At 75.0% G+C, this 16,649-nt stretch carries 17 protein-coding genes and 1 tRNA gene; 12 read left to right on the top strand and 6 right to left on the bottom strand.

Annotation, left to right across the window (positions count from 1 at the left end):
* Position 1 precedes the first annotated feature (1 nt).
* From PH190_RS20630 to PH190_RS20615, 4 genes are all read left to right on the top strand, one after another.
* Positions 2-604, top strand: a complete 603-nt coding sequence (locus tag PH190_RS20630) for a class I SAM-dependent methyltransferase (RefSeq protein WP_274233406.1) — start codon at positions 2-4, stop codon at positions 602-604.
* Positions 601-1,431 (top strand): alpha/beta fold hydrolase, encoded by an 831-nt coding sequence (locus tag PH190_RS20625; RefSeq protein WP_274233405.1) that lies wholly within the window; start codon positions 601-603, stop codon positions 1,429-1,431. Before PH190_RS20630 ends, PH190_RS20625 begins: the two co-directional genes overlap by 4 nt.
* A 124-nt stretch (positions 1,432-1,555) precedes the next feature.
* The gene (locus PH190_RS20620) at positions 1,556-2,128 is read left to right on the top strand and encodes an HNH endonuclease signature motif containing protein (RefSeq protein WP_274233404.1); all 573 of its coding nucleotides are present in this window, start codon (positions 1,556-1,558) and stop codon (positions 2,126-2,128) included.
* Between the two features lie 12 nt (positions 2,129-2,140).
* Positions 2,141-2,214: transfer RNA gene (locus tag PH190_RS20615), tRNA-Leu, on the top strand.
* 4 nt (positions 2,215-2,218) lie between these two features.
* On the opposite strand, the gene bcp is transcribed toward PH190_RS20615, so the two are convergent.
* A complete protein-coding gene (gene bcp, locus PH190_RS20610; protein WP_274233403.1) occupies positions 2,219-2,692 on the bottom strand; it encodes a thioredoxin-dependent thiol peroxidase in 474 nt (157 codons plus the stop codon).
* 85 nt (positions 2,693-2,777) lie between these two features.
* Between bcp and PH190_RS20605 the strand changes: the two genes are divergently transcribed.
* The 3 genes from PH190_RS20605 to PH190_RS20595 all read left to right on the top strand — a co-directional run bounded on the left by PH190_RS20605 (position 2,778) and on the right by PH190_RS20595 (position 5,227).
* Positions 2,778-2,999, top strand: coding sequence for a DUF3618 domain-containing protein (locus tag PH190_RS20605; protein ID WP_274233402.1), 222 nt, complete (start codon positions 2,778-2,780; stop codon positions 2,997-2,999).
* A gap of 174 nt (positions 3,000-3,173) precedes the next feature.
* Positions 3,174-4,817 (top strand): AMP-binding protein, encoded by a 1,644-nt coding sequence (locus PH190_RS20600; RefSeq protein WP_274233508.1) that lies wholly within the window; start codon positions 3,174-3,176, stop codon positions 4,815-4,817.
* Positions 4,814-5,227, top strand: coding sequence for an acyl-CoA thioesterase (locus PH190_RS20595; RefSeq protein ID WP_274233401.1), 414 nt, complete (start codon positions 4,814-4,816; stop codon positions 5,225-5,227). The genes PH190_RS20600 and PH190_RS20595 overlap by 4 nt, the downstream gene beginning before the upstream one ends.
* A 98-nt stretch (positions 5,228-5,325) precedes the next feature.
* On the opposite strand, the gene speD is transcribed toward PH190_RS20595, so the two are convergent.
* Together speD and PH190_RS20580 are read right to left on the bottom strand one after the other, a co-directional pair.
* Entirely contained in the window at positions 5,326-6,615 is a 1,290-nt protein-coding gene (gene speD / locus PH190_RS20590; RefSeq protein WP_420791682.1) for an adenosylmethionine decarboxylase, read from the bottom strand.
* Positions 6,616-6,634: 19 nt separating this feature from the next.
* Positions 6,635-7,774: a type III PLP-dependent enzyme gene (locus PH190_RS20580; protein ID WP_274233400.1), complete on the bottom strand. Its 1,140-nt coding sequence runs from the start codon at positions 7,772-7,774 to the stop codon at positions 6,635-6,637.
* A gap of 241 nt (positions 7,775-8,015) precedes the next feature.
* Between PH190_RS20580 and PH190_RS20575 the strand changes: the two genes are divergently transcribed.
* Positions 8,016-10,079, top strand: a complete 2,064-nt coding sequence (locus tag PH190_RS20575) for a hypothetical protein (RefSeq protein ID WP_274233399.1) — start codon at positions 8,016-8,018, stop codon at positions 10,077-10,079.
* 34 nt (positions 10,080-10,113) lie between these two features.
* Positions 10,114-10,542 carry a TIGR03618 family F420-dependent PPOX class oxidoreductase gene (locus tag PH190_RS20570; RefSeq protein ID WP_274233398.1) on the top strand — a complete coding sequence of 143 codons (429 nt, stop codon included), beginning with the start codon at positions 10,114-10,116 and terminating at the stop codon, positions 10,540-10,542.
* Here PH190_RS20570 and PH190_RS20565 read toward each other — a convergent pair.
* Positions 10,539-11,453 carry a TIGR03854 family LLM class F420-dependent oxidoreductase gene (locus PH190_RS20565; RefSeq protein WP_274233397.1) on the bottom strand — a complete coding sequence of 305 codons (915 nt, stop codon included), beginning with the start codon at positions 11,451-11,453 and terminating at the stop codon, positions 10,539-10,541. The genes PH190_RS20570 and PH190_RS20565 overlap by 4 nt on opposite strands.
* Entirely contained in the window at positions 11,450-12,163 is a 714-nt protein-coding gene (locus PH190_RS20560; protein ID WP_274233396.1) for a type 1 glutamine amidotransferase, read from the bottom strand. Before PH190_RS20560 ends, PH190_RS20565 begins: the two co-directional genes overlap by 4 nt.
* Positions 12,164-12,267: 104 nt before the next feature.
* Between PH190_RS20560 and PH190_RS20555 the strand changes: the two genes are divergently transcribed.
* Positions 12,268-12,702: an HIT family protein gene (locus tag PH190_RS20555; protein ID WP_274233395.1), complete on the top strand. Its 435-nt coding sequence runs from the start codon at positions 12,268-12,270 to the stop codon at positions 12,700-12,702.
* Positions 12,703-12,923: 221 nt separating this feature from the next.
* Positions 12,924-13,223 carry a hypothetical protein gene (locus PH190_RS20550; RefSeq protein ID WP_274233394.1) on the top strand — a complete coding sequence of 100 codons (300 nt, stop codon included), beginning with the start codon at positions 12,924-12,926 and terminating at the stop codon, positions 13,221-13,223.
* Positions 13,224-13,264: 41 nt separating this feature from the next.
* Here the strand turns inward: PH190_RS20550 and PH190_RS20545 are convergent, their stop codons facing one another.
* Positions 13,265-14,290, bottom strand: a complete 1,026-nt coding sequence (locus tag PH190_RS20545) for a tryptophan--tRNA ligase (protein WP_274233393.1) — start codon at positions 14,288-14,290, stop codon at positions 13,265-13,267.
* Positions 14,291-14,361: 71 nt separating this feature from the next.
* On the opposite strand from PH190_RS20545, the gene PH190_RS20540 reads away from it, so the two are divergent.
* Positions 14,362-16,479 carry a S9 family peptidase gene (locus tag PH190_RS20540; protein ID WP_274233392.1) on the top strand — a complete coding sequence of 706 codons (2,118 nt, stop codon included), beginning with the start codon at positions 14,362-14,364 and terminating at the stop codon, positions 16,477-16,479.
* Positions 16,480-16,649 lie beyond the last annotated feature (170 nt).

Genomic DNA, 16,649 nt, shown 5'->3' with positions numbered 1-16,649 from the left:
CGTGACCGACCAGTACTTCTCCGAGCAGCCCACGTCGGCCTCCGACCCGGTCTCCTTCCGGCTCGAGATCGGCGGGGTCGCGCTCGACCTCACGACCGATGCCGGGGTGTTCGCCCGCGGCCGTCTCGACAAGGGCACCCGCGTGCTGCTCGAGAACGCTCCTGATCCCGCGGAGACCGGCGACCTGCTCGACCTCGGCTGCGGCTACGGCCCGATCGCGCTCTGGCTCGCCGCGCAGCGGCCCGCGTCGACGGTGTGGGCGGTCGACGTCAACGACCGCGCGCTGGACCTCGTGCGGTCCAACGCCGCGACCGCCCGCCTGACCAACGTCCGCGCCTGCCGTCCCGACGAGGTTCCCCAGGACGTGCGTTTCGCGGAGATGTGGTCCAACCCGCCCATCCGGTCGGGCAAGGCCGCGCTGCACGAGCTGCTGCTGCGCTGGCTGCCGCGCATCGACGGGTCGTCGTACCTGGTCGTCAGCAAGAACCTCGGCTCGGACTCGCTGGCCCGGTGGTTGGGAGAGCAGGGGTACACGACACGACGCCATTCGTCGCACGCGGGTTTCCGGGTGCTGTCCGTGGCGGGATCGGAGGCTGCATCGTGATCGCCTACGCGCACGAGGGCAACGGTGTCCCGGTGGTCTGCCTGCACGGCTGGCCCGGGGCCGCGAGCGACTACCGCGCCCTGCTGCCGCTGCTCGAGCGCGACGCGCAGGTCGTGGTGCCGGACCTGCTGGGGTTCGGGGCGTCGTTCGCCCCCGGAGACGAGCAGCGGCCGGCCTCGGACTTCGGCCGCGACGCCCAGGGCACCGCGGTGCTCGAGGTGATGGACCACCTCGGGTTCGACGACGCCGTCCTCGTCGGCTACGACGTCGGCGGGACGACGGCGACCCACCTCGCGCGGACCCGCCCCGAGCGCGTGCGCGCGCTGGTGCTCGGCAACGCCATCCACCCCGGCGCGGCGCGGGCGGCGCTCGACGACGACCACCGCGCCAATTTCTGGTACCAGGACTTCCACCAGCTCGAGCTGGTCGAGAACATGATCGACGGGTCCGCGGCGAACGTCCGCGCGTACCTGGAGCACTTCTGGTCGCGCTGGGGTCACCGGGGGATCGCGGCGGTCACCGACGACCTCGTGGAGGCCTACGCGCGGCCGGGCGCCTTCACGGTGTCGGTGAACTGGTACCGCTCGGGGTCGGCGACGCTGCGCACGGCGCTCGCGATGCGCGGGCAGGACCCGCCCGCCCCGGTCACCGTGCCGACGACGGTGCTCTGGGGCGACCAGGACCCGCTCTTCCCGCCGCGACTGGCCGAGGGGCTGGAGCAGGCGTTCACCGACCTGCGCGGGGTGTCGCACCTCGAGGACGTCGGGCACTTCGTGCCGCTGGAGGCGGCGAACGAGGTCGCCGCGGCGGTGCGGGCGTTCCTCTAGGAGTTCTGCGGAACCGGCCTCATTCGAACACGCGTTCGATGATGATGGGGCCATGCCGCGCCCGCGCCCCTGGACCGACGAGCAGCTCCGCGACGCTGTCGCCGCGAGCTCCAACCTGCGTCAGGTGCACATCGCCCTCGGCATCGTGCCGGGTGGCTATCACGTGCTCCTCGGCCACATCCGCCGACTCGGTCTCGACACCTCGCATCTCGACCTGACGCCACGGACGCGTCGCCGGGGCGACTGGACCGACGGCGACCTCGCTGACGTGGTCCGACGCGTCACCACGACGTCCGACGTCCTCCGCGAGCTCGGCTACCGGCCGAGCGGCGGGATGCACCGCTACATCAGCGCCCGAATCGCACACCTCGGCCTCGATACGTCCCTCTTCACCGGCCGGGCGTCGGCGCGCGGGAGGACGTTTCCCGGTCGCGGCGCGCGACCGCTGGAGGAGTTGCTCGTGGTGGGGTCGGTGATCTCTTCGGCGAAGCTGCGGGCGAGGCTCGTCAAGGCCGGACTCAAGGAGGAGCGGTGCGAGGTCTGCGGGCTCTCGGAGTGGTTGGGTCGGCCTCTCTCGCTCCAACTCGACCACATCAACGGCGACCACACCGACAACCGCCTCGAGAACCTCCGTATCCTCTGCGCCAACTGTCACTCACAGACCGAGACGTGGTGCTCCCGCGGCCGGAAGAGGTAGACCAATGGCAGAGCCGGCGTAGCCCAACGGCAGGAGGCACGCGGCCTAGGACCGCGACAGTGTGGGTTCGAATCCCTCCGCCGGCACCCTCTACAGCTTCAGATCCCGCAGCAGCCGGCCCACGTGCCCGGTGGCCTTGACCCCGTACTGGGCCTCCTCGACCAACCCGTCGGCGTCGACGAGAAAGGTCGAGCGGATGACGCCGGTCGTGGTCCTGCCGTACATCGTCTTCTCGCCCCAGGCGCCCCAGGCCTGCATCACCGACTTGTCCGGGTCGGAGAGCAGCGGGAAGGTCAGCTCCTCCTTGTCGCGGAACTTCGCGAGCTTCTCGGGCTTGTCCGGCGAGATGCCCAGCACCGCCACGTCGGCGTCGTTGAACGTCGCCAGGTTGTCCCGGAAGTCGCAGGCCTCCTTGGTGCACCCCGGGGTCATGGCGGCCGGGTAGAAGTACACGAGGACGCGGCGTCCCCGGAAGTCCGCCAGCGACACCGTCCCGCCACGATCGGAGGTGAGCGAGAAGTCAGGGGCGGGTTGACCGGGGGTCAGGCGGGTATCGGCGGTCACGGGCGGGCAGGATAGCCGCCGACCACACACCGGTCGCCTCCCCAGCGAGGACCGTCCGGGCGAGGAGACGACCAAGGGAGGTGCCGTGGCACGGGACACGGACGCCATCGAGAGAGACATCCAGCAGGCCCGCGAGGCGCTGGCCGGCGCCCTCGACGAGCTCTCCGAGCGGGCGAATCCCCAGCGCCTCTCGGAGCAGGGCAAGGAGATGGCCGCGCAGAAGTGGGCCGACCCCCGCGTGAAGTACGCCGTGTACGCCGCGGGCGCGCTCGTGGGGCTGCTGATCCTGCGCAAGCTCTTCCGGTAGGGCCCGGCGGGGGCGCTTCGTCTCCCGGGTGCGGTGGCCGAGGTGGTAGAAACCGCCTCGGCCATCGGTGTCTCAGGGGAGGGTCCTTCCGTGTCCGAGCTCAGCAAGGCCGCGACCGAGTTCCGCCGGGCGCGGGACCTGCTGCTGGAGCGGCGCGAGGACCTCGACGCCGCGATGCGGGACTTCGCCTGGCCGCAGCTCGACGAGTTCAACTGGGCCCTCGAGCACTTCGACGCCATCGGCGCCGACCCCGGCACCGCCCAGCGCCCGGCGCTGTGGATCGTCGAGGAGGACGGGCGCGAGCAGAAGTACTCGTTCGCCGACATGAGCGAGCGCTCCAACCGCGTCGCGAACTGGCTGCGCGCCCAGGGCGTCGGCCGCGGCGACCGGATCATCCTCATGCTCGCCAACCAGGTCGAGCTGTGGGAGACGATCCTCGCCGCGATGAAGCTCGGCGCGATCCTCATCCCCTCGACGCCGATGCTCGGCCCGGCCGACCTGCGCGACCGCATCGACCGCGGGCACGCGCGCCACGTCGTGGTCCGCGACGTCGACGTCGACAAGTTCGACGACGTGCCCGGCGACTACACGCGCATCGCCGTCGGGGATCGCATCACCGAGCCGTGGCTGGACTTCGCCGCCGCGTACGACGCGCCCGCGGAGTTCGCCCCCGACGGGCCGACCAAGGGCAGCGACACGCTGCTGCTCTACTTCACGAGCGGCACGACCGCGAAGCCCAAGCTCGTCGAGCACACGCACACGAGCTACCCCGTCGGCCACCTGTCGACGATGTACTGGATCGGCCTGCAGCCGGGCGACGTGCACCTCAACGTCGCCTCGCCGGGCTGGGCCAAGCACGCGTGGTCGAACGTCTTCGCGCCGTGGATCGCCGAGGCGACGATCTTCATCTACAACTACACGAAGTTCGACGCGGACCGGCTGCTCGACGTCATGGTCGAGAAGGGCGTCAGCACGTTCTGCGCGCCGCCCACCGTGTGGCGCATGCTCATCCAGGCCGACCTCACGCGCGTGCAGGTGCCGACGCGCGAGCTGGTCGGGGCCGGGGAGCCGCTGAACCCCGAGGTCATCGAGCAGGTCCGCGAGGCCTGGGGCATGACGATCCGCGACGGGTTCGGGCAGACCGAGTCGACGCTGCAGATCGGCAACCCGCCCGGGCAGCCCGTCAAGGACGGCTCGATGGGGCGGCCGCTGCCCGGCTACCCCATCGTGCTGGTCGACCCGGTCACCGGGGAGCGCGGCGACGAGGGCGAGATCTGCATCGACCTCGCGGCGCGCCCGCTGGGGCTGATGGTCGGCTACAAGGACGACCCGGAGCGCAACGACGAGGTCGTGCGCGACGGGCTGTACCACACCGGCGACGTCGGCTCCCGCGACGCGGACGGCTACATCACCTACATCGGCCGCTCCGACGACGTGTTCAAGGCGTCGGACTACCGCATCAGCCCGTTCGAGCTCGAGAGCGTGCTCATCGAGCACGAGGCCGTCGCCGAGGCCGCCGTCGTGCCCTCGCCCGACCCGCTGCGCCTGGCCGTGCCCAAGGCCTACGTGGTGCTCTCGTCGCGGTACGAGGCGTCGCGCGAGACCGCGCTGGCGATCCTGCGCCACGCGCGGGAGAACCTGCCGGCCTACAAGCGCGTGCGGCGCCTGGAGTTCTACGAGCTCCCGAAGACGATCTCCGGGAAGATCCGCCGCGTCGAGCTGCGGACCCGCGAGACCGACCTGCGCTCCGACCCGTCCGCCGGCGCCGCGCCCGAGGGCGAGTACCGGGACGAGGATTTCCCGGAGCTGCGCGCGTGACCTACTCGTTCCCGGTGGTCCCGCGCTACGCGGAGGTCGACCAGCAGGGCGTCGTGTTCAACGGGCACTACCTGACGTGGTTCGACGAGGCCTTCACCGGCTTCCTCGACCACGCCGGGATGTCCTACCCCGACCTCATCGCGGCGGGCGTGGACGTCATGGTCGTGCACTCGGAGCTCGACTACCGCGGGTCGGTGCGCTGGCGCGACGACGCCCGGGTCGAGGTCGTCTGCGAGCGGCAGGGGACGACGAGCTTCACGCTCGGGTTCAGCGTCTACCGCTCGGCGGACGAGGTGGCCGTGACGGGGCGCAACGTCTACGTCGTCGTGGTGAAGGACGAGGCGACGGGCGCGTGGTCGAAGGCCCCGGGCATCCCGGAGAAGCTGGCGGCGGCGCTGTCAGGGGCGTGAGCGACGCCGGTCCCCGGCGAGGCGGGTGCCGAGCCGCTCCACCAGGCCACGGTCGGCACACCGTCGGTGGTGCGTGACCGTGGTCCGGGGGCGACCGGTCAGGGCGCGGCGACGCGCTCGGGGGCCCGCAGGGCGAACGGCAGGACCGCGCCCCGGCGCAGGGCGCCGGCGTCGAGGGACGTCAGCGCCGGGAAGCGGTCGAGGCGGGAGATCGCGAGCTCGACGGGGTCGTCGACCTCGTCCACGCGTCCGCTCAGGTACGCCCACTCGTGCTCGTCGGAGCAGTACGGCATCACGGTGGCGAAGACGTCGTCGAAGCGCCGCGTCATGCGCCCGAGGGTGTCGTTGCGCCACAGCGTCGGGCAGCCGGCCTGCGAGCAGACGACGCCGCCGGGGGCGAGGACGTCGCGGCACCGCTGCAGGAACTCGGCGCCGTAGAGGCGGGCGTGCTGGGCCGGATCGGTGACCTCGACGGGCTCGTCGGGGAGATCGACGATCACGACGTCCCACCGGTCGCCGCGCGCGGCGGCGTCGGCGAGGAACTGCCAGCCGTCGGCGTAGTGCATCCGCACCGGGCCGTCGCCGCGCTCGGCGGCTCGTTCCGCGAGAGCGAGCTCCTCGGGGGTGTAGCCGTAGGGGAGGAGCTCGGCGCAGCGGCGGACGCACTCGGTGTCGATGTCGACGTGGTCGACGCGGGTGGCCCCCGCGGCGACGGCGAGCTGGGAGACCACGCCCTCCGACGACCCGACGACCAGCACCGAGCGCAGCTCGTCGGCGAGCAGCATCGGTGGCACGGCGAGGGCCTCGTGGTAGACGAGCTGGCTCGCCTCGGTGGACTGGCGCTCGCCGTCGCAGAAGAGCGAGATCCCCTGCGCGGTCCGGGCGACCACCATGTCCTGCCACTCCGTGCGCCCCCGCCAGAGCACCTCGTCGAGGCGCCAGCGCCGTCGCATCCCCGCGGCGAGCGGCTCGTCGACCTCCCGGCCCCCGGTCGCGGGCGCGAGTCCGGCCCCGCGGGCCACGACCTGGGCCCGCACCTCCCGCGCCTCCAGCTCCCGGCCCAGCGCGTCGACCACCAGCTCGGGGTCGGCCTGCACGCCGCACGTGAAGACGTCGACGAACGCCGCCGACGCCTCGGGATAGGTGTGCACCGACGCGTGCGACTCGGCGAGCAGGGCCAGGACGGTCGTGCCCTGGGGCTCGAACCGGTGCGCCACGACGTCGAGGACGGTCGCGCCGCCGGCGTCGAGGGCGCGACGCAGGGCGTCGGCCACCCGGTGCTCGTCGCCGAGGAGCGCGGCGTCGACCCCGCGCAGCTCGGCGAGGACGTGCCGGCCCGCGAACGTGGCGGTGTCGGGGGCGGTCGGGGTGACGGGTGTGGTCGTCAACTCCACCTTCTCTCGGGTGTCAGGTCGTGTACGTGGGCAGGGGAGGCAGGCCGTTGAAGCCCACCGAGGCGTAGCTCGCCGTGTACGCGCCGGTGCCGAGGAACTCGACGACGTCGCCGGGCGCGAGGTCGAGGGGCAGGCGCACGTCGGCGTGGCGGTAGAGGACGTCGTCGCCGTCGCAGGTCGGTCCGGCGAGCACGACCGGCCCGGTTTCCCCGTCACGGCCCGGCGTACGCAGCCGGTAGACGATCATCTCGCCCTCGGTCTCGGCGAGGCCCTGGTAGCGGCCGACGTCGAGGTAGACCCAGCGGCGCCCGGCGCGCTCGGTGACCAGGACGACCTCGGCGCGCAGCACACCCGCGTCCGCGACGAGGGCGCGGCCGGGCTCGGCAAACGCGCGCGGCCGCCACCACGCGGCGTGGGTGGCGAGGGCCTCGCGGATCGCGGCCGCGCAGGCGTCGACGTCGGGGGTCGGGGAGCCGGCGTGCGGGGTGGGGAAGCCGCCGCCGAGGTTGAGCTCCCGGGGCGCGTGCTCGCCGAGGCGGGCGGCGACGCGCGCGGCGGTGTCGATCGCGCGCGCCCACGCGCGGGGGTCGCTCTGCTGGGAACCGACGTGGAAGCCGACGCCGGCCGCGTCGAGGCCCCCGGCGCGCGCCTGCTCGAGGAGGGCGACGGCCTCGTCCTCGCCCGCGCCGAACTTGCCGGCGAACGGCGTCGCGGACCCGTCGTCGCCGACCGCGAGCCGGACCCCGACCGCGGCGCCCGGGACCTCGCGAGCGAGGAGGTCGACGTCGGCGGGGGCGTCGGTGGTGAAGCGGGTGACGCCGGCGGCGCGGGCCGCGCGCACGTCCGTGACCTTCTTCACGGGGTTGCCCCAGGACAGCCCCGCCGGGGTCGCCCCGGCGAGCAGGCAGAGGTCGAGCTCGCCGACGCTGGCGAGGTCGAACGATGCGCCCTCGGCGACGAGGAGGGCCAGCACGTCGGGGTGGGGGTTCGCCTTGACGGCGTAGCAGAGCTCGATCCCGGGCAGCGCGGCGCGCATCGCGCGATAGGCACGGCGCACGGCGGCCAGATCCAGATCGAGGTGTGGGCTCGGCCGACGCTGCGTCGGGGTCCGCGCGACGACGCGCTCCCCGGGCTCGACACCCACGCCCTCCATGGTGCCTGTCGGAATCTCCGCGGGCCTCACCAAACGGCTGACCGCGGACACACGCACGGCGTACCGTACGGATCTCCGGGGCCGTGGGGTCGCGGACCGCTGTCGGGGGCGGGCTGGTTTCGAAGGGGGTTGCATGCCGTCCACCTCGTCCCGAGGCTGGAATCCGGCACCGCGTCCGCGACCGTGGCCGTTCCGCACGCCGCGCAACATCGTGATCACGTCGCTGTTCGCGGTGGCGCTCGTGGCTGCGCTCCTCGGCCTGGGCACCGCGGTGGTCCCGGGCCCCCGCGACGACGCCGCGGGTCTCACCGGCAACGCGACCGACGCCCCGACCACCTCCGAGCAGCCCGCCGACACCGCCGAGGGCACCGCCGAGTCCGGCGCGCCCTCCGCCGACGACCCCGGCGGTGCGCCCCTGGCCCTCCCCGACGCCCTCCCCGACGCCCTCCCCGACGCTCCGCCCGAGCCGGCGCTGCCCGACGACGTCGCCCCGCCGCTGACGCCGATCCCGCTGCCGGGGTCGCGCGCGCTGGGCACGGCGTCGTCCGCACCCGGCGAGCCCGCGTTCCCCGGCGCCGAGCAGCCCGTGACGCCGCCGCCGGGCTTCGACGAGCTCGTCCCGAGCCTCGCCCCGCAGCCGCTGCCCGGCGCCGGCAGCCCGCCCGCGCCGGCCGAGCCGACGGTGCCGGACGCCCCGGGTGGCGACGCCGCTACCGAGCCCACCGTGCCGCGCGGGACACCGACGGCCGAGGACCCCGGTCCGGTGCTCGACCTCCCGCTGCTGCCCGACCCCACGCGCGACGAGCCGACCGGGTCACCCGACGGCCGGGGCGGGGGCGCCGGCGTTGACCGGGGTGGTGACCGGGGTGGTGACCGGGGTGGTGACCGGGGTGGTGACCGGGGTGGTGACCGCGGCGGCGACGGCGGCCTGCTGCCCGACCTCCTGCCCGGGGGCAACGGCGGCGGCGGCAACGGCGGCGGTGCCCCTGGCGGCAACGGCGGTGGCAACGGCGGTGGCGGTGGCCCCGCGGCCGGCGACGACGGCGCCCCGGGACGCGGCGGTGACCGCGGCGAGGGCGGCGGCAACGGCGGCGGTGCCGGCGGTGGTGCTGGTGGCGGTGCCGGCGACGGCCGGGGCGGCGGCGACGACGGTGGCCGCGGCGAGGAGCGGGGCGACGGCGGCCTGCTGCCCGACCTCCTGCCCGGCGGGGACGAGCCCGACGAGCCCGAGCAGCCCCCGGCCCGGCGCGCGCCCGCGGACGACGGGGCGGACGAGCCGGCGGCCGGCCCGGCCCGCACCACCACGGACGAGGCGGCGCCGCCGACGACCACCGGGGGGCCCACCCTCGAGCTCCCGACCGACGCGGAGGCGCCCGCCTCGACGCCCGAGGGCTGGCCCACCTACGGGCAGCCCGCCGACGACGCGGACGCGTCCACCGGGGCCGCGACGGGTGCCACCACGGAGCCCGGCGGCGCCGCCGCCCGCAGCCTGCCCAGCACCACGCCCGAGGGCTGGCCCCTGCCCTCGGACGCGACCGAGCAGCCGGACGCCGGGCAGGACCGACGGGGCGGCTCCGAGGAGCCGACCACCACGACCGACCCGTCCACCGGCGTCACCACGACCACCGACCCGTCCACGGGCACGACCACCACGGTCGACCCGACCACCGGTGCCTCGCTGACCACCCGGAACCCGGCCACGGCGACCGAGGACGGCGACTCCGGCTCGCTCCTGCCCACGGACGAGGCCGACGCGGACGAGCGCTCGGCGCCGGCCAGCACCACCTCGGGCTCCTCGGCCGCCGACGAGGACGTGACGGTCGAGCCGACGCGGGCGCGGACGACCACCGAGGCGCCCGAGGAGTCGTCGGGCGAGTCGTCCAGCGAATCCTCCTCGGACTCCTCGTCCGACCCGAGCACGCGGCCGACGGCGGACGACGAGTCGGCGGACCCGACCACGCGGCGCTCGACCGAACGCTCCGCGGCCGAGGAGGCCTCCGACTCCTCCGATTCCTCGGACTCCGGGGGGAGCTCCGGCCCCACGTCGCGGCGAACCACCGCCGCGGGCGAGAGCGACTCCGCGAGCGACGGCTCGAACGTCAACGGCGAGAGCAGGGACAACGGCTCGGACTCCGGCTCGAGCACCAGCTCGGAGTCCGGCTCCGACTCGGACTCCGGCTCGGACTCCAGCGAGGCGGCCGAGACCGACCCGCAGATGGTCATCCCCACCACGTCGCCCATGGATCCCCGGTTCTGGGCCTGGCTCGCCGGCACCGTGACGCGCTCGCCGACGCCGGGCGGGTGAGCGGCCGCCGGCGGCGGGGCGGCACGATCGACGGGTGAGCCCGACACCCACCGTCAGCCCGGCCGACCTGCGCGCGCGGGGCGAGGAGTTCGCGCAGTTCTGGACCGAGCGCCACCTCTGCACCCTGGCCACGCTGCGCCGGGACGGCTCGCCGCACGTCGTGCCCGTGGGCGCCGTGCTCGACCTCGACACGGCGATCGCGCGCGTCATCACCTCGGGCACGAGCGCGAAGGCGCGTCACGTGCGGGCGGCGGGGGAGGACGGGGCGCGCGTGGCCGTCACGCAGGTCGACGGGCGGCGGTGGTCGACGCTCGAGGGGCTCGCGGTGGTCCGTGACGCTCCGGACGCCGTGGCCGACGCCGAGCACCGCTACGCGCAGCGCTACCGGGTGCCGCGGGAGAACCCGCAGCGGGTGGTCCTGGAGATCGCGCTGACCCGTGTGCTGGGCAGCCGCGGCGTCTAGGTCTCCAGCGGCACGAGGTGCTCGGCGAACTCGTCGAGGAACGACGGCCACGAGGCGGGGGCGACGGCCGGGCGCACCACGAACTTCGTGATGCCCTCGTCGACGAAGCGCCCGACCCGGCGGCGCGCGTCCTCCCACCCGTCGGCGACGAGGTCGTGCGGGTCGAGCTCGGGGCGCCGGTGGACCGATGCGGCTCGGGCGCGGTCCGCGTCGGCGTCCGACGTGCCGGGCGGCAGGACGAGCAGGTTGGTGCCGTAGTGGTCGTCCTCCACCTCGCGCCCGGCGTCGGCGGCCGCGGCGGCGATCGTCGCGCGGGCCGCGCCGGCCTCGGCAGGCGTGACGAACGAGGCGAGCCACCCGTCGCCCAGGCGCCCCACCCGTTCCAGCGCGGCCGGCACGAGCCCGCCGAGCCACAGGTCCAGCGGCCGCGCCGGGCGGGGCTCGACGACGGCCCCGTCGAGGTCGAAGAAGCGGCCCTGGAACGTCACCGACTCCTCGGTGAGCAGGCGGCGCACGACGGTGAGGGCCTCCTCGAACACCGCCGCACGCGGGCCGGGCACCGGGTAGACGGTCCGCTCGGCGGCGGTGGCGGGGCGCAGGCCGAACACCGGCAGGATGCGCCGGGGCGCGAGCGCGGCCAGCGAGGCGAGCTGGGCGGCGACCACGGCGGGGTTGCGGCCCGGGAGCACGACGACGCCGGTGCCGAGCTTGAGCGAGCGCGTGCGGCCCGCCGCCCACCCGAGCGCGATGAGGGGTTCGACGGCGGGTGCGGCGATGCGGTCGGGGAACCACACCGAGTCGATGTCCCGGGCCTCGCACCCGTCGACGAGCTCGAGCGTGGCCGCGGCCGGGTCGTGCCGCGAGGGCCCGGCACCGATGCCGATGCGGACCTTCATCTCCGCCGCGGTCACCGGGCCGCGTCCGCGGCGACGTCACCGGCGACCAGACCCGTGCGCGCGGCGAAGGCGTCGAACAGGACCCAGCTCGTGGCGCGCGAGGCCTCGGCGCGCGCGGCCGTCTCGGCCCGCAGCGCGTCGACGTCGACGCCGAGCTCGGGCAGGCGCGCCTCGAGCGGCGTGCCGGTCCACCGCGCCACCCACGTCTCGAGCTCGGTGGGCGTGATCTCGGGGTGGAACTGCACCCCGAGGTGCGCACCGTCGCGGAACGCCTGGGTGCAGCGCTCGGACCACGCGAGCACCTCCGCGCCCGGCGGCGGGGTGAAGCTGTCGAAGTGGAACTCCATCCACGGCCCGGGGGCGACGACGTCGGGCGCGGCGGTGGTGATCTCGCGCCAGCCGTGCTCGTGGCGACCGTCGGCGGGGTGGGCCGTGCCGCCGAGCACGCGCGCGAGGAGCTGCCCGCCGAAGCAGATGCCGAGCACCGGGACGTCGGCGGCGATGACGCCCCGCAGGTAGGCGATCTCGTCGGCGAGCCAGGGCACGTCGTCGTCCCACGCGCCCCGGACCGAGCCGAGCACGGCCACGGCGTCGACCTCCGAGGGCGCGGGCAGCGGCTGCCCCGCCACGCCCGGCACGATCTCCACGCCGCGGTCGGCCGCCCAGCTCGCCAACGAACCCGCCTGGACGAGCACGGTCTCCGGCGAGACCTCGTGACCGATCACCAACAACCTCGGTGCACCCATGCACCTCACAACGCGCCGGCACCCCGTGTGCGTCCCCGGGGGCCCGGCATCACCCCCGCCGGGGCGCCTGCCAGGCTCGTCCCGTGCCCCCGCGCCCGACCAAGCCCTGCGCCTTCTGCGCGGTCGTCGCCGGGGACGCGCCGGCCGACGTCGTCCACGACGGACCGGCCACGACGGCGTTCCTGGACACTTCGCCGGTGTTCCACGGGCACACCCTGCTCGTCCCGCGCACCCACGTCACGACCCTGGCCGACCTGCCGCCGGACGAGGTCGCGGACTTCTTCGCCCTGGCCCAGCGCCTGGAGCGGGCGGTGGAGTCCGCGATGGAGGCGCCGGGCTCGCTCATCATGATCAACAACATCATCAGCCAGTCCGTGCCGCACCTGCACCTGCACGTCATCCCGCGCCGGCCCAAGGACGGGCTCCGGTTCTTCCTCGGACCCCGGCACCCGTACGGCTCCCCGGACGAGTCGGCTGCTGTTGCCGGGCGTATCGCCGCTGCGCTGGAGGCGACCTGAGAACCCGTTCAGCGACGAAGGCATCTGCGCGACGAACGGCTCGAACGGGGCGTCGAACGGTCGTCAAGCGCCGCAGATGGTCGCCGAAGTGCGCCCGACGGTCGGAGTCGGGACGTCCGATCGAGTGACAAGGGCCCTGGCGGCACCTCGGGGATGTCATCCTCAGGGCAACGCACGCGGTGGTCCCCCGGGCACGCTCGGTCACCGCGTTCCGCTCCCCGATGTCGGAGGTGCTCGTGCCGGTGCTCGTGTGGGTCGCCGTCCTGGTCGTCGTGTGGTGTGTCGCCTCGGTGGTCACCGCGCTGGCGCTCGGGACGTGGCTGCGCCGCCGCGCCCAGGCCACCGACCCCGAGGGTGCCCTGCGCCCCCTCGACACCGGCCCGCTGCGCCTGTGGGTCGGCGAGCTGCCCGACGTCCCCGAGACGCTCGAGGAGCTCGAGCGCCTCGGGGACTGGGACGCGCCGGCCGACCTGCCGGCGCCACGCCGCGCGGCACCCGCCGACCGCGCCACCCTGGGCTGATCCCGGGCCGATCCCGGCCTGCCCCGGCCTGACCCGAGGCGTCAGACCTCGACGCCCACCGCGCGGCGCACCCCGCGCAGCACCCGCGACGCCTGCTCGCGGGCGACCTCGCCGCCGCGGGCGAGGATCGCGTCCAGCTCGCTGTCCGGGGCGACGAGCTCCTCGTAGCGCGCCCGCAGCGGCCCGAGCTGCGCCTCCAGCACCTCGGCGAGCTGGTTCTTCAGCTCACCCCACCCGACGCCGCCGGCCTCGAGCCGCTTGCGGGTGTCCGCGACGACGTCGGGCTCGGCGAACTGGGCGAGGATCTGGAACACCGCCGACGAGTCCGGGTCCTTCGGCGCCTCCACCGGCGTCGAGTCGGTCGGGATGCGGCGCACCAGCTTCTTGAGCTGCGGCGCGGGCAGGAAGAGCGGGATGTAGTTGTCGTAGGACTTGCTCATCTTGCGGCCGTCGAGCCCGGGCAGCGTGTGCCCGGTGGTCTCGGGCGGCACGACGGCCTCGGGGACGGTCAGGCGGAACACGTCGCCGTAGCGGTGGTTGAAGCTGCCCGCGACGTCGGCGGCGATCTCGACGTGCTGGAGCTGGTCGCGGCCCACCGGAACGAGGTCGGACTGCATGACCAGGATGTCCGCGGCCATGAGCACCGGGTAGTTGTAGAGACCCAGGTTGACCCCGGCGTCGGGCTCCTCGCCGGCGGCGGCGTTCCGGTCGCGCGCGGCCTTGTAGGCGTGGGCGCGGTTCATCAGCCCCTTGCCCGTGACGCAGGACAGGATCCACGTCAGCTCGAAGGTCTCGGGGACGTCGGACTGCTTGTAGAAGACCGTGCGCTCGGGGTCGAGGCCGGCGGCGATCCACGTCGCGGCGACCGAGCGGGTCCACGCGGCGACGTCGCCCGACGCCGGCGTGCCGGTGAGCGCGTGCTCGTCGGCGATGAAGTACCGCGACTCGAACTCCGCCGTGCGCGCCAGTTCGAGCGCCGGCCGGATCGCGCCGACGAAGTTCCCCAGGTGCGGCTCGCCGCTGGGCTTGATCCCGGTCAGGGCGATGCGCCGCTCCGTCTCCACCACGGCCACGAGCCTAGCCAAGGGGCGCGACGGGGTTCGCCCGTCGCGCCCGCCCGCCCGGCACACTGCGGGGCGTGCCCGCCGACCCCGCCGCGTCCGACTCTCCGGCGTCCTTCCCGCGCCGCCAGGCCACCACCCGCCGGTTCACCCTCGGCGCGCCCCGGCGCCCGACGGTCTCGCCCGACGGCGCGCGGGTCGTGCTGCTGCGCAGCCGGGCCGGCGACGACCCCGTGACCTGCCTCTGGCTGGTCGACGTCGCCACGGGGGAGGAGCACCTGCTCGTCGACCCCCGCGAGCTCGACGTCCCCGGCGAGGAGGACCTGCCGCCCGAGGAGCGCGCGCGGCGCGAGCGGGTCCGCGAGCAGTCGGGCGGCGTCGTCGAGTACGCCCTCGACGCGGCCGCGCGGCTGGCGGTGTTCGTCCTGTCCGGGCGCGCGTTCACCGTCGAGCTCGTACCGGGGGCGCAGCCCGCGGCGCTGCCGGTCGACGGCCCGGTCGTCGACCCGCGACCCGACCCCACCGGCGCCCGCGTCGCGTTCGTGCGCGGCGGGACCCTGCACGTCCACGAGCTCTCGACGGGCACGACCCACGTCCTCGCCGGCCCCGACCCCGAGGACGGCCCGCACATCAAGTGGGGGCTCGCGGAGTTCGTCGCCGCCGAGGAGATGAACCGCTACCGCGGGTACTGGTGGTCGCCCGACGGCAGCCAGCTCGCCGTCGCCCGCGTCGACGACGCCGCGGTGACGCGGTGGTGGATCGCCGACCCGGCCCACCCCGACCGGCGCCCCGTCGAGAACGCCTACCCCGCCGCCGGCACCGCGAACGCGGAGGTGACCCTGCACCTCGTCGACCTCGACGGCACCCGCGTGCCCGTCGACCTCGGCGAGGGCACGGAGTACCTCGCCGACGTCACGTGGAACACCCACGACCTGCTCGTCACCGTCTCGACCCGCGACCAGCGCCGCGTGGACGTGCGGCGGGTCGACCCGGACGAGGGCACCTCCGCGGTGCTCGTGTCCGACGAGGACGCGGTGTGGGTCGACCTCGTCGGAGGCGTGCCCGCGCACCTCGCCGACGGCTCCCTCGTGCGCTGCGCCGACCGCGACGACACCCGCCGGCTGCTGATCGGCGACGAGCCGGTGAGCCCGCCCGGGCTGCAGGTGCAGGCCGTCGCCGACGTCGACGGCGACGTCGTGCTGTTCAGCGCCGCGGAGCGCCCGGAGGACCGCACGCTGTGGACGTGGTCGCGCGCCGACGGCGCCGCGCGCGTCGGCCCGCAGCACGGGGTGTGGGGCGGGCGGCGCGCCGGGGGGACGACGGTGATCGCGGGCGGCGACCTCGACACCGACGGCACGCGCACCACCGTCGTGCGCGCCGACGGGCGCACGTTCGCGGTGACGTCGCACGCCGAGTCGCCGGGCCTGGAACCCGCGGTGCGCCGCGTCGCGACCGACCCGGGCGGCCCCTCGGTCGCCGTCCTGCTGCCCCGCGACCACGTGCCGGGCTCGCGGAAGCTCCCGGTCCTGCTCGACCCGTACGGCGGCCCGCACTCCCAGCGGGTCCTCGCGACGCGCGGGATGTTCCTGACCTCGCAGTGGTTCGCCGACCAGGGCTTCGCGGTGGTGGTCGCCGACGGCCGCGGGACGCCCGGGCGCGGGCCGGCGTACGAGCGCGCGGTGCGGGGGGACCTCGCGACGCCGGTGCTCGAGGACCAGGTCACGGCCCTGCACGCGGCCGCCGAGCAGGTCGGCGACCTCGACCTCGACCGCGTCGGCATCCGCGGGTGGTCCTTCGGCGGCTACCTCGCCGCCCTCGCGGTGCTGCGCCGCCCCGACGTCTTCCACGCCGCCGTGGCCGGGGCGCCCGTGACCGACTGGCGCCTCTACGACACCCACTACACCGAGCGCTATCTCGGGCACCCCGACGAGGACCCCGAGGCCTACGCGCGCTCGTCGATCCTGGACGACCCGGGCACGCGCGAGCCCCAGCGGCCGATCATGGTCGTGCACGGACTCGCCGACGACAACGTCGTCGCCGCGCACACGTTGCGGCTCTCGTCGGCCCTGCTCGCGGCGGGGCACCCGCACACGGTCCTGCCGCTGTCGGGCGTCACGCACATGACCCCGCAGGAGGTCGTGGCCGAGAACCTGCTCCTGCTCCAGGTCGCCTTCCTGCGCGACGCGCTGGGGTAGCGCGTGTGCGATCGGGAACGACTCGACGAGTTCTCCGAAACCGCACCCACGCGCCGCGACGGTCGCCGAAGCTGACCCGGCGAGGGCGACCCGTGCCGCGTGCCGGTCCCCGCCCCGCCCCGGTCGCGGCCGGGCACCCCGGCGAGAGGGCGAGATGCGGCGGTCGGTGC

The organism is Actinomycetospora straminea (assembly GCF_028737255.1).
Lineage (GTDB): Bacteria > Actinomycetota > Actinomycetes > Mycobacteriales > Pseudonocardiaceae > Actinomycetospora > Actinomycetospora straminea.
This window is presented reverse-complemented; position numbering and strand designations above follow the sequence as displayed.